This is a genomic window from Ruegeria sp. CL3 (genome assembly GCF_056536505.1).
The window spans coordinates 106,033-126,054 of sequence record NZ_JBQFPT010000005.1; the positions used below are offsets into that span (position 1 = coordinate 106,033).

14 protein-coding genes and 1 tRNA gene are annotated in these 20,022 nt (G+C 58.7%); 10 read left to right on the forward strand and 5 right to left on the reverse strand.

Translation table 11 applies throughout. The features are described 5' to 3' along the window. Positions 1–73: 73 nt before the first annotated feature. Positions 74–1,099, reverse strand: a complete 1,026-nt coding sequence (locus ACR0NO_RS08825; RefSeq protein WP_170552113.1) for a LacI family DNA-binding transcriptional regulator — start codon at positions 1,097–1,099, stop codon at positions 74–76. A gap of 1,273 nt (positions 1,100–2,372) precedes the next feature. Next, on the reverse strand, positions 2,373–3,014 hold the full coding sequence (locus ACR0NO_RS08830; RefSeq protein ID WP_480723685.1) for an NADPH-dependent F420 reductase: 642 nt from the start codon (positions 3,012–3,014) through the stop codon (positions 2,373–2,375). Positions 3,015–3,186: 172 nt separating this feature from the next. Here ACR0NO_RS08830 and ACR0NO_RS08835 point away from each other — a divergent pair, with 172 nt between their 5' ends. From ACR0NO_RS08835 to ACR0NO_RS08850, 4 genes are all read left to right on the forward strand, one after another. Then, positions 3,187–6,477 carry an AAA family ATPase gene (locus ACR0NO_RS08835; RefSeq protein ID WP_480723686.1) on the forward strand — a complete coding sequence of 1,097 codons (3,291 nt, stop codon included), beginning with the start codon at positions 3,187–3,189 and terminating at the stop codon, positions 6,475–6,477. 102 nt (positions 6,478–6,579) lie between these two features. Next, positions 6,580–6,876: a hypothetical protein gene (locus tag ACR0NO_RS08840; RefSeq protein ID WP_419739375.1), complete on the forward strand. Its 297-nt coding sequence runs from the start codon at positions 6,580–6,582 to the stop codon at positions 6,874–6,876. Between the two features lie 20 nt (positions 6,877–6,896). Further along, on the forward strand, positions 6,897–8,105 hold the full coding sequence (locus ACR0NO_RS08845; RefSeq protein WP_480723687.1) for a YcaO-like family protein: 1,209 nt from the start codon (positions 6,897–6,899) through the stop codon (positions 8,103–8,105). After that, entirely contained in the window at positions 8,102–9,214 is a 1,113-nt protein-coding gene (locus ACR0NO_RS08850; RefSeq protein ID WP_480723688.1) for a TfuA-like protein, read from the forward strand. Before ACR0NO_RS08845 ends, ACR0NO_RS08850 begins: the two co-directional genes overlap by 4 nt. Here ACR0NO_RS08850 and rnr read toward each other — a convergent pair. Both rnr and dapE read right to left on the reverse strand, forming a co-directional pair. Beyond that, the gene (gene rnr, locus ACR0NO_RS08855; protein ID WP_480723689.1) at positions 9,211–11,469 is read right to left on the reverse strand and encodes a ribonuclease R; all 2,259 of its coding nucleotides are present in this window, start codon (positions 11,467–11,469) and stop codon (positions 9,211–9,213) included. The two genes, ACR0NO_RS08850 and rnr, sit on opposite strands and share 4 nt — an antisense overlap. Before the next feature lie 62 nt (positions 11,470–11,531). Continuing rightward, positions 11,532–12,671 (reverse strand): succinyl-diaminopimelate desuccinylase, encoded by a 1,140-nt coding sequence (gene dapE / locus ACR0NO_RS08860; RefSeq protein ID WP_170666209.1) that lies wholly within the window; start codon positions 12,669–12,671, stop codon positions 11,532–11,534. Positions 12,672–12,879: 208 nt separating this feature from the next. Here dapE and ACR0NO_RS08865 point away from each other — a divergent pair, with 208 nt between their 5' ends. Further along, positions 12,880–13,938, forward strand: a complete 1,059-nt coding sequence (locus tag ACR0NO_RS08865) for a transporter substrate-binding domain-containing protein (protein ID WP_170638085.1) — start codon at positions 12,880–12,882, stop codon at positions 13,936–13,938. An 81-nt stretch (positions 13,939–14,019) separates the two neighbouring features. Here the strand turns inward: ACR0NO_RS08865 and ACR0NO_RS08870 are convergent. Beyond that, positions 14,020–14,104 (reverse strand) — tRNA-Leu (locus ACR0NO_RS08870). 415 nt (positions 14,105–14,519) lie between these two features. On the opposite strand from ACR0NO_RS08870, the gene ACR0NO_RS08875 reads away from it, so the two are divergent. Genes ACR0NO_RS08875 through ACR0NO_RS08895 form a run of 5 tightly spaced genes read left to right on the forward strand, consistent with a single transcriptional unit; the run spans position 14,520 to position 19,989 of the window. Then, the gene (locus ACR0NO_RS08875) at positions 14,520–14,942 is read left to right on the forward strand and encodes a hypothetical protein (protein ID WP_170638087.1); all 423 of its coding nucleotides are present in this window, start codon (positions 14,520–14,522) and stop codon (positions 14,940–14,942) included. A 2-nt stretch (positions 14,943–14,944) separates the two neighbouring features. Then, entirely contained in the window at positions 14,945–16,957 is a 2,013-nt protein-coding gene (locus tag ACR0NO_RS08880) for a dynamin family protein (protein WP_170638089.1), read from the forward strand. Between the two features lie 8 nt (positions 16,958–16,965). Further along, a complete protein-coding gene (locus ACR0NO_RS08885; protein WP_480723690.1) occupies positions 16,966–18,696 on the forward strand; it encodes a dynamin family protein in 1,731 nt (576 codons plus the stop codon). A gap of 37 nt (positions 18,697–18,733) precedes the next feature. Then, on the forward strand, positions 18,734–19,135 hold the full coding sequence (locus ACR0NO_RS08890) for a hypothetical protein (RefSeq protein ID WP_480723691.1): 402 nt from the start codon (positions 18,734–18,736) through the stop codon (positions 19,133–19,135). A 23-nt stretch (positions 19,136–19,158) separates the two neighbouring features. Next, positions 19,159–19,989: a hypothetical protein gene (locus ACR0NO_RS08895; protein ID WP_480723692.1), complete on the forward strand. Its 831-nt coding sequence runs from the start codon at positions 19,159–19,161 to the stop codon at positions 19,987–19,989. The last annotated feature ends 33 nt before the right edge of the window (positions 19,990–20,022 follow it).

Below are 20,022 nucleotides of genomic sequence, written 5' to 3' on the forward strand. Positions count from 1 at the left end.
ATGCTGTGCAGAAAGACTAGTTCAAGATTTGTCGCGGCGTCAATAAAAACTTTACGCGCGTTAATTTTTGACGTTATGCGGATTCCCTGAGAACCAATCGGGCCGGGAAGAGGGTTTCTGTCCGCTTCTCAAATTTCCCTCCGTTTTCAATGAGTTCGAAAAGCGTTTCGACACTTCGGGCCGCCACGTTGTCATAATCATGCGCCGCGGTTGTCAGGGAGGGGCATGTGAATTTCGCAAAAGGATGGTCGTCGTTTGAGGCCACTCGCAGCGCACAATCCTCTTTCCGCCCGACGCGAATCCCCTGCTCAAAACAGGCCGCCAGAAAGCCGATCGCCAATCGGTCATTGCTGCACAAAACCGAATCCGTGCGTAACTTGCGTTCATCCAAAACCTTGAGCGCACCTTGTCGACCAATCTCCTCAAAGGCCCAGCCCGTGCCTTCGATTTTGATCACATGCGGCTCAAAGCCCAGGCGCTCCATCACCTCGACATAGGCCTTCCGTCGCTTGTTGGCATTGGGGTTTGCAGGTGTCCGCATTTCGAAGAACGAGGGCGGCTCGCCCGTGCGGGTCATGTATTCCACGGTCTGAGACACAAAGCTGAAATTGTCTGACCCGATAAACGCCGCGCCCAAACCGTCGAGGTTACTGTCGAACAGAACCGTCGGCACACTGGCGCAGAATTTCTCGATCGCTGACTTGTCAGAGATACGCCCCAAAGGCGCCAACAAGACACCCGCAGGTTTCAGGGATTGCAAACCGTCCAGAATTTCGTTTTCCAGCTTTTGTTCCCCGTGAGCGCTGAAAAGGAAAGGCCGATACCCGGCTGCGATACAGCTCTGTTCGAGATACCGAGCGATTTCGGCAAAGAACGGATCAGCCAGATAGGGCACGACGATGCCGATATTCTTGGTCAGCTTCCGGTTCTGGTTCACTGCATAGATATTCGGGCGATAGTCAAACCGCTCCAGCGCCTCTTCGATGCGCGCCCTCGTCGTTGGGCGAACGCTATCGGGGTCGTGGAAGTATTTGGACACCGTGGGCCGCGATATTCCGCTGAGCGCCGCGAACTCTTCCATATTCTTGATTTTGGTCATGCCAGTCTGCCTGCGGATCACAGCCGCTTTGATCTTATCTTACTTTTACATATTCTTTGCGCGCGCTAAAAAGATCAATAGCCAGGCAAGTTCTGTTTGTTTCCGTGGGCACAGGGTTTGAATGTATCTCGTGATTGATACCAGGACATCGGCGGTCAAGCTTGTTTGATCGAATTTTCGCGACGTCCTCAATGGGGACTACAACGTCTCCGCAACACCCCGGCTGGTCAGAGCAGCACCCAAACCTTTGGTGGAAGGCGACGCTTGATGAGTTGAACCAGCTTTCAGGGCCAATCGCACTATCAGTGCGATCGAATGACCATGTTTCAGTCATTTTCTTTGGGCACGTGGGTCGGTTTTCTACCATCGTAGATAAACGCGTTTCAAACGCATTCGATCTGCTCGCATGTTTGCAGGAATTGGAACTCAGGGCTTTTGCAACGCAGGCAACCGGCATAACGTTCCTTTTTTTGATGAAATTGGCGACGAGTTGCAGATCTACGTGACGGAGAACCGAATTGAATTTCGGCAGCGAGCCCAAAGCAGATAACTTGAACGTCAGGGTCTTTGAAGATTTGCACTCGATTTTGCGACTTGCGATTTCGATGTGCCCTGCTAGCAATAAACTATGAAAAAGTGGATAATCTCAAATATTAGTTTTAGTTGCAGTATCGTCATTTATGGCGGATCAGAAGTTTCACCAGTTTATGTACGATGATATTTGTTTGGACAAGGGTGGTAGGCGAAATCCGGGCGACTTTCCGATCTGCGTAGTTGAATAGCTCAACGACAGCTAAGTCCGCATAGCTGACAACTGTCCAAAAGGCTCCACTCTTTCTATTGAGACGGAACGGCTTGCCGTTTGGGCCAATATTGCGCGATGGACTGTTCTGATATGTCCCAGAAATCTCGCATCGAAGAGTGCGGCTGAAAAGCTGGTCAGAGGTGTCAAACGAAAGACACCCAAGCAGTACTTAGCTGAGGAGGAAATCAGGACTATATTTCGACCGACCTCGGTGGACAGACAAGTACTGCCACCCTGTGCTGCTGCTATGTCGCAGAAAGCCTTTATTCCTTCTGATCGAAAGAGTTTTGCGAAGCTGGGAAGAACCGTATGGCGGGTGACACGGTCAATGAGGCTATCACGTCGGAAGTCAACGAGCGGCTATCCGAAGTTCCGGCCCAGATGCGCGGCGTATGCCGCTTTTGCAATGGGCCTTTGAAGCAGGCAGAGCGTCCGAGCCTGCCTGCTTCTCTGCGTATTCAAGCGCGACTATGCGTCGGAGCGCAGTATGACGGGCGTGATCCGCGTGCCTTCGCCCTGAACATAGGCCATCTGAATGATCAACTCGGCCAGAGGTTCCAGATACCGCGCACTCAGCATCGCTCCGCTATCTACCGGGTCGTAGTTGATTGCACGCACCAGCTCGGCCACCGTTTCTTTTGCCCCAGCGTCATCCCCGGCAAGGAATACTTGAGGGCGGATGCCGCCATAGGTCGGATCCGAGTCAACGACATCCGCGAAGATCGCGTTGAAGGCTTTGACGACCGGGACGCCCGGCAGCTTCGCTTGGCAGACCTCGCCTGCGGACGTGGAATGCCCCAGGGTCAGAGCCATGTAGTCATCGGTCAGAGGGTTAGTGCAGTCGACCACCACCTTGCCTTCCAGTGATCCCAAAGCTTCCAATGTATCATCCAACGCCGTGAACGGTACGGCGATGAACACAACCTCGGCGTGTTGAACTAGAGCGGCTGCAAGGCCGCCTTTAATACCATGCCGATCCGCGGCCTCGACCCCACGTCCGGTATCTCGCGAACCGATATGAACCACATGATCCGTTGCAGAAAACCGGCGCGCAAGCGCGTTGGCGACATTGCCGGTTCCGACGATAAGCAAATTTCTTGAGTTGGGCACGACGACGTTCTTCCCCTTGATAATGTTGCGATTCCGAGGATAGTGGAATCGGTATCATGATGATAATTGTTTTTTGCGCTCTCTTTCAGATTGCAGCGCTTCAGGCGGGCGATTGGTGTGTTTCAGTCGTGTCGCAAGTGCCCGTTGGTAGGGTGAATGGTGAAACAACACGATGGCAATTGATCTCGACGATTGGCTGCGCGCGCTTGGAATGGAGCGCTACGTCACGGCGTTTCATGACCATGATGTGGATGGTAGCCTGCTGCCGACGATCACTGCAGAAGACCTCAGGGATATGGGGATCGCATCGGTTGGCCATCGCCGTCAGTTGTTAAATGCGATTGCCTTGCTGCGCAGCGGGCAGGCATCGGACTTGGCAAACGGACCTTTTGCGGAAAAGGCGGATCGCAGCCATTCTGTCGCGCCGCAACAGCGGCGGCAGCTGTCAGTGGTGTTCACGGATCTTGTCGGCTCGACCCAATTGTCCGAACAACTGGATGCAGAAGAGCTTTCGACCCTGTTGACCAGCTACAAAAGCGCCGTGACCGAGATCGTCGAGGAATATGGCGGCTTTGTCGCGCAATATCTGGGCGATGGCGTTCTGGCCTATTTCGGCTGGCCGCAGGCCTATGATCATGACGCCGAGCGTGCGGTCCGATCAGGGCTGAGCATCGCCGACTCGATGCATTTTCTGGGCCGGCCACATGGGGTTAAGCTGAATTGCCGCATTGGCATCGCAACAGGCAATGTCGTTGTTGGGGACCTGATCCGCAACTCATACATCGAAGAAGATCAGGCCGTTGGGCGCGCGCCCAACCTGGCCGCGCGAATTCAGTTGATGGCAAAACCGGGCACCTTGGCGATTTCGGATGAAACCAAGAAGATTGTTGAAGGCAAATTCGATCTGACCGATCTGGGAAATCACAAATTGAAAGGCTTCCGCGGCGAGGTACGTATCTGGCGCGTCGAAGGCGCAACGGACGGCCCCACCCCCGATTTCAAGCGTCGGTCAAAAGAAAAGCTGCCGATCATCAATCGCAAGGTTGAACTGGCCCAGTTGGACAGTGCCTGGGAGCGGGTCGAGCAGGGCGTACCGCGGTCGACGCTCATTTCTGGTGAGCCGGGGATCGGAAAGTCCCGACTGGTGGAAGAGTTCGTATCGCATGTGCTTGAGGCAGAGGGCGACGTTCTGCGCTTTCAATGCTCGCCGTTTCATACCAATGACGCCTTATATCCGGTACTGAACCAGATCTGGTCTATGGTTTTGGGCGGGGGGCAGCTTTCGGCAGGGGACACGGCCCAGCGGCTGGAACAGATTTTTTCGGCTACAACCCTGGACCCGGGCAAGACAGCTTCATTGGCGGATGCCTTGATGCAGTTTCGCGAACACGCGCGCGACACCACGCTGCCGCTTGATGCGCTGGGCCGGAAAGAGATGACGTTTCAGGCGCTGATTGCCCTGTTCGAATGGTATGTGCGCGACAAGAAAGTGCTGGTTGTCTTCGAGGACCTTCACTGGATCGACCCGACCACCAAAGAGCTATTGGGACGGCTGCTTGAGACGTTCAAAGATGAGCAGGTCATGCTGCTGCTGACCTGCAGGCCCGCGTTTCAAACCGCGTGGGAGGTCAATACGCGCATCGAACTGACCCGGCTGTCCAACGAGGAAATCGGTGAGATTGCGGCACATGTCTACGATCTGAAACCGGTGCCGATGCCGGTGCTGGAATTGATCGCGGATCGGTCCGACGGGGTGCCGCTTTTTGCCGAGGAGCTTTCCAAGTCGTTCATTGAAACCGGGGTCTTTGACCGAACCGATGGGGGCGGCACCTCGATTGATGAGACGGCGGTACCGACCACGCTGAACGAGTTGTTGGTCGCCCGCCTTGATCGTCACCCCGAATCCCGCCGGATACTGCAGACGGCTGCGGCCATTGGTCGGGATTTTTCCTTCGACGTTCTGTCTGCCGTGATTGATGAATCCGATCATGCGCTGTCGGCTCATTTAAACACGTTGGTATCGGCGCAGATTATTGTTCCCGCCCCGGCTGCGGCTCGCAGATACTCATTCCGTCACGCCCTGATGCGCGATGCAGCGTATGAGACCATGCTGCGATCCGTGCGTGCAATGGTGCATGCGCGTATTGCGGCTGTACTTGGTGCGCGGTTTCGCAAAATCACGCCCGCCCATGTTCTGGGCAGCCATTGGGGTTTGTCCGCCAACCATGCGGAAGCAACACGGTGCTTCCAGCAGGCGGCGGAGCAGGCAAGTTCGCGCTATGCAAATACAGAGGCCACGGCCTATTTCAAATCCGCGTTGAACCATCTGGAACAGGTCACCCTTTCGGACGGGTTGCACCCTGGCACTCTGCCCGAGCGTGCCGATCTGTTGGAACAGCTTGGCACCGTCTTGACCTTGGTTCACGACCTTGACGGCGCGGTTGCGGCTTATCGTGAGGCCGTAGGGTTGGTTCAAGACAACCCGCGGAAAACGGCTCGGTTACACCGTCTGACCGGCAATGCCTTGCAACAGGATCGCGCGGGATCACTGGCCGAACTTGCCGCCGCCGAGGCTGCTCTGGATCAAACCGCGTGGCGGGACGACGCCGAGCTGCTGCGGGAATGGATCGACATCCAGCTTAATACGCTCAACGTTCACTACTGGAGCGGGGATGGCGAGGCGATGTCTCGACTGGCGTCCGGGCTTGCGCAGGATGTGGGTAGCATGACGGCCGAACAACGCGCCGAGTATTTCGATCAACTGGTACTGCGTGACCTAAGAATGTTGCGCTATGTTCCGACCGAGGACACGATCGCAACCGCATCGAACTATGTGTCTGCGGCCGAGGAGACCGGCAATCTCGCCATTGTTGCCTCGGCCCTGTTTATCCTTGGGTTCGTCAATCTGCACAGTATCCGCCTGCCTCAGGCACAAGAGGCGATGAGCGCAGGTTTGGAGGCCGCGCGCAAATCCGGTCACCGCAAGATCGAGTTGCGCTGCATGACTTATTTGTCCCTCGTCCACCGGCGCATGCACAATCCATCCGAGGCCACGCGCCTGTCTCATGAAAGCATCGCGTTAGCGCGGGAACTACAGATGCATGAGTATATTGCATTGGCGACCGCCAACCTGTCCTGGGAGGCATGGCAGCGCAGCGCAGACAGTACCGCGTGCAAGCTGGCCCGCGACGCGATGGTTCAGTTCGAGAAGACCTCGATCGCTTATCCGTTTGAATGGTCCGCGCTGTTGCCTTTGATCGCATCCAGCCAGACGCAGAAAGACCTCTCCGAGGTGCCAAAGCTATGCGCGCGCCTTCTGGACAGCAGCCAGCAGAACCTGCCCGAGACGCTGCGCAATGTCGTGGCAGATATTGTCACCCTGACTGGCACGGATGACGTGCCCCTGATCAAACAGCGCATCGCCGCGTTGATCGACGCTGCACGCTATTCTGGATTCCTCTAACACGGCTCATTTGCGCAAGATTGCTCCGGCCCGAGGGAAAGCTTGCGGCACCGGGTTCGATTTGCTGTAGTGAACGTGCCTGTATTGAGTGGAGGAGACATAATGTCCGAAAGCGATATTGAGAACTTTAGACACGACCTGATTATTGCAAGCGATGATGGCACAGTGCTGCATATCCCGCGTGAGGTCTGGGACAACAAAGCCTATCAGGTTGATCCTGAGAAGTACCAGAACGACAAGGGTTGGGCCTTGGTGCGCGAGCTTCTGGAATGTGGTGTAAACCTTGCCACCATCCCGCCCAAAGACTTCCTTCCGCCTGATAAGTTCGAACCCGAAGGCACCTGCTATCTGGTCAATATCGACGGGCTGAAACAGAGGCACAAATTCACACGCAGCTAGGATCAGCCCCGCAGACAGACATGGGGCAGGAGGGGGAAGACCAGCACCGAGCGCCTGCCCACGCGGTTCCGTCCGTACAAGTTCTGGACCGCGTCTTGCCCCATATGAAACGCCTGGGCGTCACCCGGCTGGCTGAACTGACCGGCCTGGATTGCATCGGCATTCCCGTCTACGCCGCGCATCGCCCGAATGCGCGGTCTCTGGCCGTGACGCAAGGCAAAGGCGCGACCGTCGCGGATGCAAAGGTTTCGGCCTTGATGGAGGCGGTCGAGCTCAGCTGCGCAGAAACTCCGGTCTTGCCCCTGCGTCTGGCAAGCGCCGAAGACTTGGCGAAGTCGGAAAACGTGATTGATCTTGAGAGTCTGCCTCGGATTTCAGGTCACCCCATTTCGCGCGGCAAACCCGTGCTTTGGGCCGAGGGCAAGGCGCTTTCAGATGGCCATTCGGTCTGGGTTCCTTACGAGCTGGTCCATATGGATTACACGCTGCCCCTGCAGCCCGGGTTGGGGTGTTTTCTGATGTCGTCGACCGGCCTCGCCTCAGGCAGCAGCGTTGATGAGGCTACCTGTCAGGCTCTGGCCGAAACGCTGGAGCGTGATGCGGTGACCTTATGGAAGCGCAACCCCAGCATCACGGCGTCTTGCCGGGTCGATCTGCACTCCGTCACAGACCCGACTTGCAAAGCGCTTCTTGACAGGTTCAACGCCGCAGGCGTGGCCTGTGCGATCTGGGACGTGACATCGGACCTTGGAATTCCAGCCTTCTTTGTGACGATCATCGACCGTCAGGATGACACGAGACGTGGCTTGCAGGCGGCCTCGGGGGCAGGGTGCCACCCGGCGCGGGGCATCGCCTTGTCTCGTGCCCTGACCGAAGCGGCGCAAAGTCGGCTGACCCTCATTTCGGGCGCGCGGGATGATCGGACGCGCGACTACTATGAAGTGCGGCGCAATGCGGAGACGCTCCGGTCGCAGCGCGCGGAGGTTGTTGAGGCGGACACGCCGCACCGGTTCGACAATGTACCGTTGCATCAGGTCCGCTCCCCTCGTGATAGCCTTGATTGCATGCTGGCCGCGCTTGAACGAGCCGGACTTGATGTGCCGGTCGCCGTTGATCTTTCGGTACCCGACCTGCCCGCGACGGTCATACGGGTTATTGCACCGGGGCTTGAAGGTACATCCTACGCGCCCGGATACCGCCCCGGAGCGCGTGCGCGGAATGTGTCATGAGCCAAGGTGATATCATCCTTTTCACCGGTCCTTCCCTGCCGCACCCAACCGGTGTGGAAGACCGGTTGCCGATCCGGCGCCTTGGGCCTGCAGCGCAGGGCGATCTGCTGAAGGCGGCGCTTGCCCGCCCGCGTGCCATCATCCTGCTGGATGGCTATTTCGAGGCCTTGCCCGCCGTCTACCACAAGGAAATCCTGTGGGCCCTGTCTGAAGGCATCCCCGTCTATGGTGCCGCCTCGATCGGAGCCCTGCGTGCGTGTGAGCTTGGCAGTTTTGGCATGATCGGGGTCGGAGAGATCTTTGACGCGTTCGCCCATTTCCGGCTTGAAGCTGATGATGAGGTCGCGCTGATCCATGCGCCCGAAGAGGTCGGTTTTGCCAACCTGTCCGAGCCACTGGTGAACATCCGCTGGACGCTGGATGCCGCCGTCGCCGCGCAGGTTGTTGAGCGGCGGATGGCGGACGCACTTGTCGCAGCCGCCCGTCGCAGGTTCTATCCCGATCGCAGCTTTAACAGCCTACTGGAGGACTGTGCAGCTTTGGACCCGGCCGCCGCAGATCGCCTTGAGCTATGGCTGCCCGAAGGTCGAATTGATCAGAAAAACCGGGATGCTCAGGCTTGTTTGCTGCGCGTGGAGAGCGACTGGCTGAACGACACGCTACCCGACGCGCCAGCGTTCGAGTTTCGGCATACGGATGCGTTCGAAACCCTTCTGACAGGTGTGCTGTCACATAACCCAATTAACGATCCCGAGGCCCTTGCGCGATGCGAGACTGCCTCAGGTGATCGGTTCGACGCGCTGCGCCTTGCCGCAGAGATCGACGCACTGGCTCTTGCGCTGGACCAGCGCTCCGGGCAACCCGTTCCGGGCGAAGACCTTGTGCATGCAGTATCAGAGTTTCGACAGCAACACCGCCTGCTTGATCAGCAGGCGCTGCAGCATTGGCTGAGGCGAAACGGTGTGGATATCGACGCCCTATCCTGCAAGTTGGAGGAAAGCGCGCGGATCGCCCGGGCGCGGCAAAAGATTGAACCCCACCTGAACGACCGCATGCGTGACTTGCTTGTCTTTGCAAAGGGGTCGTCGCAACCTGCGGACAAAGGCTAGCGCTGACGCCGTTTTCGTTCGACCTTACGCTTGATCTTGTCCTTCTTGCGCTTGGTGCTGACCGCCTTGCGTCTGGTTGCGCGTCCCTTCGGCCCGCGTCCACGGGGCAGGGCCTGATCGTCGGTGGAGAGCAACTCCAATTCCAAGCCGCCCGTGACCGGTTTCGCCTCGGTCAATCGCACGGTGACACGTTGGCCTATTGCTATGATCAGACCGGTATCCGAGCCCATGAGGGTTCCCGCCTCGCGGTCGAAATGGAAGAACTCACGCCCCAGTGAGCGGACAGGCACCAGCCCATCCGCGCCGGTTTCGTCCATTTTTACGAAGGCCCCAAAGCGCGCGATGCCGCTGATCCGGCCCGTGAACTCATTGCCCACACGTTCGCTGAGATAGGCCGCCAGATAGCGGTCAGTCGTGTCGCGCTCGGCCATCATTGAGCGCCGCTCGGTGTCAGAGATATGGGTCGCGGTTTCGTCCAGCCGGGCGATTTCATCCTCGGTCAGACCGTCATCACCCCAGCCATGGCCCGAGATCAGCGCGCGGTGGACGATCAGGTCAGCATAGCGACGAATAGGCGAGGTGAAATGCGCGTAGTTCCGTAGTGCCAGCCCGAAATGACCGAAGTTTTCGGGATTGTAATAGGCCTGCGCCATCGACCGCAGGGTCGTCAGGTTGATCAGTTCCGCATCTTCGGTGCCTGCCGCCGCGTTCAGCAGGGCGTTTAGGTGGCGGGTTTGCAGAACCTGCCCCTTGGCAAGGTTCAGGCCCGCAGCTTGGGCCGTTTCGCGCAAGCTTTCCAGCTTTTCAGGCGCGGGTTCCTCATGGACGCGGAACAGCAGGGGCCGACGTTTCGCAATCAGCGTTTCAGCGGCGGCGACGTTGGCGAGGATCATGAATTCTTCGATCAGCTTATGCGCATCCAAACGGTCGCGGAAGGCGACGCTGGTGACCTCTCCCGTGTCGCTGAGGACGATCTTGCGTTCGGGCAGGTCCAATTCCAGCGGTTGCCGCGCTGCGCGCGCGGTTTTCAGCGCGGCATAGGCGCCGTAGAGCGGCTTCAAAACCGTCTCCAACAGAGGACCGGTCCGGTCGTTGGGGGAGCCGTCGACGGCCTCCTGCACCTCGGCATAGTGCAGCGACGCGGCTGAGCGCATCAGGCCGCGCACAAAGCGGTGGCCGATCTTGTTGCCCTCGGCGTCGATCTGCATCCGCACGGCGATACAGGCGCGCGGGACACCTTCGTGCAGGGAACACAGATCACCGGACAGGCGATCCGGCAGCATCGGTACCACGCGATCCGGGAAATAGCTGGAGTTGCCGCGTTTGCGTGCCTCGCGGTCCAACGCGGTGCCGGGCTGTACATAGGCCGCAACGTCGGCAATCGCGACCCAGATCACATGACCGCCGGGATTCTTGGGGTCGTCATCGGCATGGGCGTAGCAGGCGTCATCATGGTCGCGCGCATCCGAGGGGTCGATGGTCAGCAGCGGCATGTCCCGCAAGTCTTCGCGACCCTTCAGGCCAACGGGTTTGGCCTTGTCAGCTTCGGCGATGACCTTGTCGGGGAAGTCGTCGGGGATGCCGTGTTGATGTATCGCGATCAGCGACACGGCCTTGGGCGCGGACGGGTCGCCCAAACGTTCGACAATGCGGGCGCGGGGCAAGCCCATGCGGGATTTGGGTCCGGCCTGTTCGGCCTCGACCAGCTCACCATCTTTCGCCCCATGCACCGCACCTTCGGGCACTTGCCATTCGGTCTGGCTGGCTTTGTCGATGGGCACGATCCGCCCACCCTCGGCCCCTTTGCGGAACAGGCCCACAATTTTGCGCGGATTGGTCCCGATACGGCGGATCAGGCGGGCCTCGTAATTGTGGTCTTCTTCCTGCACCACGGTCAGACGGGCCAGAATCCGGTCGCCTTCGCCCAAGGCAGGGTCGCTGGCGCGAGTGATCAGCAGAACAATCGGCTCAACCCCTTCCCCATGCCATTCCAATGGCCGCGCGAACAGGTCGCCATCCTCATTGGGGGCCTTCACCTGCAGCACGCTGACCGGAGGTAGACGGTCCGGGTCGCGATAACTGCGCTTGCGCTTTTCCAGATGCCCTTCGGCCTCAAGCTCTTTGAGGATGCGTTTCAGATCAATCCGATCCGCGCCCTTGATGCCAAAGGCCTTGGCGATATCGCGTTTCGAGGTCAGGGTGGGGTTCGCCGAGATCCAATCCAGGACCTCTTGCTTGGTGGGGATGCGAGTCATGGGTTTGGCCTAGCACGGTGGTGCGACGGCGTCATGACTAAAATCGCAGCCCCCTGAGCCAGTCAGGCGAAGTAGTCTTTCAGGATGCGGGTATAAATCGCCTTGAGTTGCTCGATCTGAGCCACCTCGACGCATTCATCCACCTGATGCATGGTTCGTCCGACCAGCCCGAACTCGACCACCGGACAGTGGTTCTTGACGAACCGCGCGTCGGACGTTCCGCCCGTGGTCGATAGCTCGGGCGTGATGCCGGTCTCGGCTTTGACGGCGCTAGACACCAGATCGGACAGCTCGCCCGGAGGGGTCAGAAAGCTTTCGCCCGAGATCTTGATCCGTGTCTCAATCTCAACGCCGAAATCCTGCGCCACCTGATCGGCCTCCTGCAGCAACCAATCGCTAAGGGCAGCCCCGGAATGCAAGTCGTTAAAGCGGATATTCACCGCCCCACTGCATTGCGCCGGGATCACGTTGGTCGCGGCGTTGCCGGTGTCGATTGTCACAACGGCCAGCGTGGAGGCATCGAAATGGTCGCTACCCTGATCCAACTCATGACTGGCGAGCCGATCCATCAGCCGCGCCATCGCCGGCAGAGGGTTCTTCGCCCGATGCGGATAGGCCGAATGCCCCTGCACCCCGGTCACTGTAAACCATGCGGTCATTGAGCCGCGACGACCGATCTTGATCATCTCGCCCATATGGTTCGGACAGGTCGGCTCGCCTACCAGACAGACCGACATCCGCTCTTCCGATTGATCCATATAGTCCAGCAGGGCCGTTGTGCCGTCCAGCGCATCGCCTTCCTCATCCCCGGTAATGGTCAGGATGATGGCCCCGTCGGGTGGCGTATCGCGCACGAAATCAATAGCTGCGGCGGCAAAGGCCGCGACTCCGGATTTCATATCGGTTGTGCCGCGTCCGAACATGGCGCCGTCATGCACCTCGGCCCCGAAGGGGGGCTTGGTCCATGCGGCCTCGTCGCCCACCGGAACAACGTCGGTATGGCCGTTGAAACCAAAGCTGCGCGCGTGCCCTTTGTCACCCCAACGGGCGAACAGATTGCAGATGCCACCGCGATCCACCCGCGTGCAGTCAAACCCCGCATCTGACAGCAGATTTTCCAGTAAGACCAAAGCTCCCCCTTCAACGGGTGTGACCGATGGGCAACGGATCAAATCCGCTGTCAATTGAACTGCGTCCGTCATTTCGGGCCTCGGGGTTGGGTTTTCGTTCAGGTTACCGCACAGATTCAACGAATTGGCCGGATTGCCAACCCCAATCCGCCAGATTCCCCCGGTAATTCCCACGATGTGTCGAGTTGAGACGCCAATAAAACATGGTGCTTTACCCTGCGGTGACCTTGCTGTTTTGACCTCAATCGCGCTACAGGGCGGCGAAACAGGTAATTTGACCATGAAACGCGCCTTTTACGCATTGATCAGCCTGACTTTCGCCGTTCTCGCACAGCAAAGCCTGGCCCAAACCTTGAACGTCACCACGGTGACCCGCCCACCGTTTTCCTATGTTGAGGACGGTGCCGAGGCTGGTTTTTCTATGGATCTGCTGGCGGCCCTCGCCGAGTCGCTGGAGTGGGAGTACTCCGTCACCCGGGTCGAGGCTTTCGGTGACATGCTGGGGGCCGTTCAGGATGGTACAGCGGATCTGGCGATCGCAAATATCTCGATCACTGCACTACGCGAGACGCAGATGGATTTCAGCCAGCCGATCTTTGAGGCCGGGTTGCAAATCATGGTGCCCTCGGATTCAGCGCGCAAGCCGTCACTGCTGCAAGCGCTGCTGTCGGCCGAGCTGTTCTTTGCCATCGGCCTGGCCTTTGCCATCCTTTTGGGCGGCGGCATGCTGATGTGGGGGTTCGAACGTCGCGCGCAGCCCTATTTCGACCGGAAATTGAACGAGGCGTGGTTTCCATCCTTTTGGTGGGCGCTGAATCTGGTCGTCAATGGCGGCTTTGAAGAGAGGATGCCGCGCACGCCTTTTGGTCGGATTTTGGGCGTCATACTGGTGGTGTCGTCTCTGTTCATTGTTTCGGTCTTCACCGCCCGGATCACCAGTGTCATGACGGTGGATGCGATCACCGGAAATGTGAACTCGGTCAATGATCTTTACGGCAAAAATGTCGGCACGATCGAGGGATCAACAGCCGCCAGTTTCCTCAACCGTCGCGAGATTGAATTCGTGGCTTATCCGGGCCTTGACGATTTGTTGGAGGCCTTCAAAGCCGAAGACCTGAACGCCGTCGTGTTTGACGCCCCTGTCCTGTCCTATTTCGCCGCCCATGAGGGTCGTCGGATCGCCACGATGACCGGAGGGATCTTCCTGCGCGAAAACTACGGCATAGCCTTCCCGACGGGATCACCCTTGGTGGAAGAGGTCAATCAGGCGCTGCTGGCTTTGCGCGAAGATGGCACCTATGACGAGATTTACCGCAAATGGTTCGGATCGCGAAACTAAGTGGCTGGCCTCTGGTTTCGCAGGTATAGCCTAGCTGAGCGTACGAGCTGAAACGCTAAAATTATAACCTATGGATATCAGTGGTGCGGGTGGAGGGACTTGAACCCCCACGCCTTGCGGCGCCAGAACCTAAATCTGGTGCGTCTACCAATTTCGCCACACCCGCAACCGGACGCTTTTGCGTCGGACTGGAGCGCTGGATAGCAAAGCTTTTCCGCCAGCGCGAGGGGTAAAATCCACCCAATGGCAAGTTTTTGCGCTTGAACAAAACGCCATTGCGATTCGCTGGTGTTTGCCAAGCGCTGCGGTATAGTCCGCCAACGTTGCCAATTTGCGAACTATGCGGTTCGTCGCGAGATAGATGTTTTTGAAAGAGAACCCCATACACGTAGGGGTTGAGGCATTCTTATGAATCACGCGCCTTAATGGCGCCACATTTGAAACGCCAAAATATCTTATTCGCGTCAAATTAACACCGCCTTGAACGGGCTTCTTGGTCGCGTAGGAGTTAATGAGTCTTTTCTGCCACTTAGGCACCTTTACGAGTTTTTTGCTCAACTCCAGTCTCGAGGTTCATTGCTGTGACCGATCTGAACAACTCCGCTGCCCACGAGCAGGATGCCGTCATCTTTGCACGTGAGAGTTTTCTGGGTGAACTCAAAACCCTGAACCGTGACTACCCCAATACCGGCTTTGGAATTTCACTGCGCACCCATTCGGGCCAGCACTATCTGCTGGCAAACGCGCGGATGCCGCTGCCCGCCAGCAAGTCCGATGGCTTTCCAACCGGGCGTCGCGTTGCCTGCCTTGAAAACGGCGACCGCTTCAGCTCGATCGAGGTTCTGGCAGATTCCGAAGGCTATGAAACCATTACACCACGGGCCGAGGCCGAGATTTTGGGCAACGCCCTGAACCTGATCGCCCGTATCGACACCCTGACCGGGATCCCGGCTCAAGGCGCGGACCACGCGCACCGGATCGCGGCAACAGGAACCGGAGGCTGAACATGGCGCGCAATGACCACCTTTTGTCTGTGGGCAATGAAGCTCTGATGCCGATGACGTCGGCGATGACGTCGTTGACATCGCAGATAGACCAACTGACAGAGGTGGCGGATGCGCGCTCCTCGGCGCGTCTGGCGACGCTCAAGACGCGGATGGAGAACTTCACCGCCAGCGTGACGATGGTGGGGCAGGTCAAGGCTGGCAAGTCCTCGATCGTAAATATTCTGGCAGGCCGCCCTGCGTTGCTACCGTCAGATGTGAACCCGTGGACCTCGGTGGTTACGACGCTGAACATCAACACGCGTCCGCCCGGCGACACCAAGTCCAAGTTCACCTTCTTCGAGCAGGAAGAATGGGACAACCTGATGGTGGGCGGCGGCCGTCTGGGCGAGCTGGCCAACCGCGCCGGTGCGGATGACGAAATGGACGATATCCGCCGTCAGATCGGTGAGATGAAAGCCAAATCCGAAGAACGTCTTGGCAAGCATTTCGACCTGATTCTGGGTCAAAGCCACCAGTACGACTATTTCGATGAAGAGCTGATCCAGCGCTACGTTTGTCTGGGCGATGAGGACGATCCGGATATCGACCCCAAAACCGGACGGTTCGCCGATGTAACCAAATCGGCCGAGCTTTACATGGACATCCCGCAATACCCGATTGCGCTGAAGCTCTGTGACACGCCCGGTGTGAACGATACCTTCATGGTGCGCGAGCAGATCACGCTGCGCAGCCTGCGCGGGTCCGAGGTTTGTGTTGTCGTGCTGGCTGCAAGCCAGGCGCTGACCACGATGGATATGGCGCTGATGCGGATCATCGCCCAGTTCGAAAACCGTCAGATCGTCCTGTTCGTGAACCGTATCGACGAGCTGGCTGATCCGGTGAACCAGGTGCCCGAGATCCGCGACCGGATCCAGGACACGCTGAAACAGAACAACATCGACGCTAACACAAGTGTCGTGTTCGGCAGCGCCCTGTGGGCCGAGGCCGCCTTGACCGGCAACCCCGAAATCCTGACCGAGGAGTCGCGTGAGGCCCTGAACACTTTCTACCTAGCTGCAGGGTTCGGAGATCAGGCGCCGTCACTGGATAAGATCTGGGCGCTTTCGGGCCTGCCCGACCTGCTGTTGGCAATGAACGAACGCATCGCCGAAGGGGCAGGGGCCAGATTGCTGGACCGCGTGCGCCACCGGGCGCGCAACATCGCGAGCCAGATTCGCGCCACCGCAGTTGCAAAGACTCTGTCCGGGGGTGAGGGCGTCGTCCGTGATCTTGACGGCGCGTCGCCCGAGGACGCGATTGCCGCCGTGTCCGCCGAGTATGACAAAAAGGCCGCCGACCTGACCGCCAAGCTGCGCGACAAGGTGCTGGAGCGTTTGAACTCGGCCGAGACGAGTTTTGTCAAACGGGCCACCGACTCTCTGATTTCGCATCTGGAACAGAATGGTGAACAGGGGACGTGGCAGTATGACCCTGCGGGTCTGAGGACGCTGCAGAAAGCGGCCTATTTCAGCTTTGCCCGTTCGATGCGCAAGGAAGCTGGGGCTCTCTATTCGGCTGCGGCGGCGGATGTCGAGGCGCTCTATCAGAAACTGCTTGGCAATCATTTGGGTGAGTTCAACATCGAAGCCCCGATTGTGCCCCGTGTACCGCCCCCGCTTGGGATCGGTCGCACCATCGCGCTGGACCTTCAAAGCACATGGTGGCGGCGCTGGTGGCAGCGGCGTAAAGGGTTCGAGGCTTATGCATCCGATTACACCCGTCTGATCGCGTCCGAAGCGAACTCGATCACCAAGGATATCGAGGAAAATCAGGTCGCCGCCGTGCTTGAAAACGTGCGGGCCGTCCTGACCGACTTCCTGCGCGAGCAGAAGGAAACCCTGCTGAATATCTCCGCCACGGCCGAGAAGGATGCAGGGCAGAATCCGGCGCTGATGGCGGGTCTGCAATTGCAGAAATCCCGTGACGAGATTCTGGGCAGCATCCTCAAAGATCTAAGCAACGAAGCGGCGTAAGTAGAAAAATGGCAAAAGACATCCAAAACCGTTTCATCACCCCCAAGGCATGGGAGCGTATCGAGCAGTGGTCGCGCCGTAAGCCGGTTTTCGCCCTCATGGGCGAGTTCAGCGCCGGTAAATCGACGCTTATGAACTTTCTGCTGCGCAAGCAGGCCTTGCCGACGCAAGTCACCGCAACCCAGCTGCCGCCGGTCTGGTTCAGCTATGGCAACCGCTCGGCTTACGTCAAACGTCATGATGGCAGCACCGAAGATATCTCGCTGGATCAGCTTGAGAGTGTGGGTGTCAACGACGCGCAGTTCATTCGAATTTTCCTTGAGGCCGATATTCTTGAGGCAGTGGATCTGATCGACACGCCCGGTATCTCGGACCCCAAAATCTCGACCGATGTTTGGCAGCGCGCTGTCGGACAGGCCAATGGCGTTCTGTGGTGTACCCATGCGACGCAGGCCTGGCGGGAAACTGAACGTGCGACATGGGTCTCTCTGCCCGAACGGTTGCAGAACAATTCGATCCTGCTGATTACGCGCGCGGATGCGCTGGGTCAGAAGGATCGGCAAAAAGTTCTGCGGCGGGTCAACCGCGAGGCGGGGCATCTGTTCAACCGCTCAATCCTGTTTTCCGCGCGCGATGCGATTACCGCGCGTGATAAGACCGGCGACCCCGAGATGTGGGCGCGTAGCGGTGGCGGCAAGATGATCGACTGCTTCCTTGGGATCACCGAGCAGATCATGGACACCCGCGCCGGCCATCTGTCGCGGTACCAAATTGACAAGAGCCAGTCTGACGGCCCGCTGGTGCGCCCGACCCGGCCCAAGCGCAAGGACGAGACCGCTGAGGTCGCCCCGCTGCAGCTGGTGGATCCGGTTCCTTCGGAGACCCCGGAGGTCGCAGATCAGGACAGTAGCGTGGTCACCAATTTCCCAGTGCGCCCGTCCCGCGTCGAACGCCGCTCGGACGAGGTAGAGCGGGAGCGGATCAACGCGGACGAGGCCGAGCGTCTGCGCGCCGAAATGGTCCCGACGCCGGACCCTCAACCCGCCGAGACGGAAGAGGACCAGCTGCGCGCCCAGTTCAGAGAAGAACCCAAAGACCCGCTGGACCTCTCCTCTTTCGCTGATAACGAGGCGGACCTAGACGTGTTCGAATTCTCGGGTGCGGAAGACGAAGATGAGAATGTCTTTGCCGAAGAGGATGAAACACCCAGGCCCTCAAATGATGTGGCTGAGGCAGCGCCTGAGGCTGAGGAATCTGAAGACCTTCTGGAATCGCTCAACAAGACCTTGTCCAACACACCCGAGGTTGTGCCGACGGAGGCCACAGAAGACCAGTCGGATGCGCCCGGGATCGAGGTTTCGGTCTCGTCGATCACGGCATTGATGGCGGAACAGTCGGGAAGCGATGACGACGACTTTGAACCGGAGCCCGAAACCAACGGTCTGGTTGAAGTGCGACTGATGCCGCAGCCCGAACCGGAAGAGGTTGAGGAAGATGCAACGGAAGGGCTGCTGGACATCCCCGCAGGTGAGCTTCCCAGCGCAGCCGCAATGTGGCGAGAGCTTGCCGCCGCAGGGGATCTGCCCACAGATGCCGAGGGGCTTCAACGCGCGTTTTTGGCATTCCTGGCTGAGTTCGACCAGATTGCCCTTGAGCATATCGAAACTCAGGCCAAAGAGGCGATCAGGTCCATTCCCAAAGCCGGGGAACACAGAGGGGCAGAATGGCATGTTCTGTAGCCGACGCCGACAAGACATGAAGAAGGTCAGGGTTTAGATGTCTATTCAAGTTGCTCTGACCGCGGCGATGGAGACGATACCCGACTGCGTTGCAGCCGGGTATGTCGACATGGAAACGGGTATGTTGCTGGGTACCAGCGTTAAGGACCCTGATGCCTCGGACGTGCTGGACACGCTGGCTTTGGCCGCGGCGAACCTGTTTCAGGGGCGCGGGGTCGTGGCCTTTGAAGCCATGTTGCGTGAAGCAGGCGGGGATACATCTGAAACACCGGGATTTGGGGAAATCGCGGTGTTTTCCGGCGAAAGGTTGATCATTTTCCAGCGGACCCGGGAATATCCCGAACATGTGGTCTGCTACATCTGCAGCAACAGCGCGAATGCAGGGTTGGCGCTTACCAAATCACATCTCAGCTTAGGGCCGGTTGCGGCCGCAGTCTGAACGGGACCAGAGGGGGTCACGGTATGATGGATACGAACATACTCGACATGCTCGACAATATCGGGCGGTCCTCGGTTGCACGTTTGTCGCCTGCCGTCACGGTCGAGGGCGAGACCTCGGTTGCGCGCCGAGCGGGTGTTCTGCGCGCAATTCGCGGTACCGTTCTGCCGCGCCGGTTGGAGTTCACCGCGGCCAACGGCGACGTGCTGGCGATCGAGGTTAGCAATGCCCGCGTGACCGATGTGTTCCGCGTCCGGTCGGGTATGGTGCCGGATTTTGAAACCGAACCACGCGAAGGGCTGATCGGCAAACTTGCGCAGCTGGTGTCGGACATCGCCGACGCGCCCGCGCCGCTGGAGTTTGTCTCGCTGAAACCCGATGCCGAGCTTGAGGCCGATGACGTCGGTGTCACACTTGGCGAAATCGAAACGGCCTGTGCCCGGATCGAACTCCCGGCCGAGCCGATTGTTTCGGTTGTACCGGATGTTGAAGAGCCTGCGTCTCAGGTATCGGATATGGCGTCGGCCGCGCGGGGGTTCTTTGACAGCTCTGAGCGTTTCGCGCAGGCGCGTGGCCTGATCGACGGGGGTGATCCTCAGTTCGAAGGGGACGCGGCATTGAGCCCCGATGCTGATCTTCTGGCGTGTTTCATGGCGGATTTGACCGGATGGAACGAGGATAGCCAGTCCGAGCTGCAGCAACCTCAGCTGATTGTCATGCGTCCTTCTGGGGGCAAGGGGGCTGCCGTGGCGGTGGTGCAGGATCAAGAGCAGACCGCAATTGCCGTGCATGACGCGCGCAAGCTGGGTGCCGTTGTTGGCCTGTGGACCAAACTTTCCGGGGGTGACTCATGAGTGCCTCCCGATCCTTCAAATTTTCCATCAATT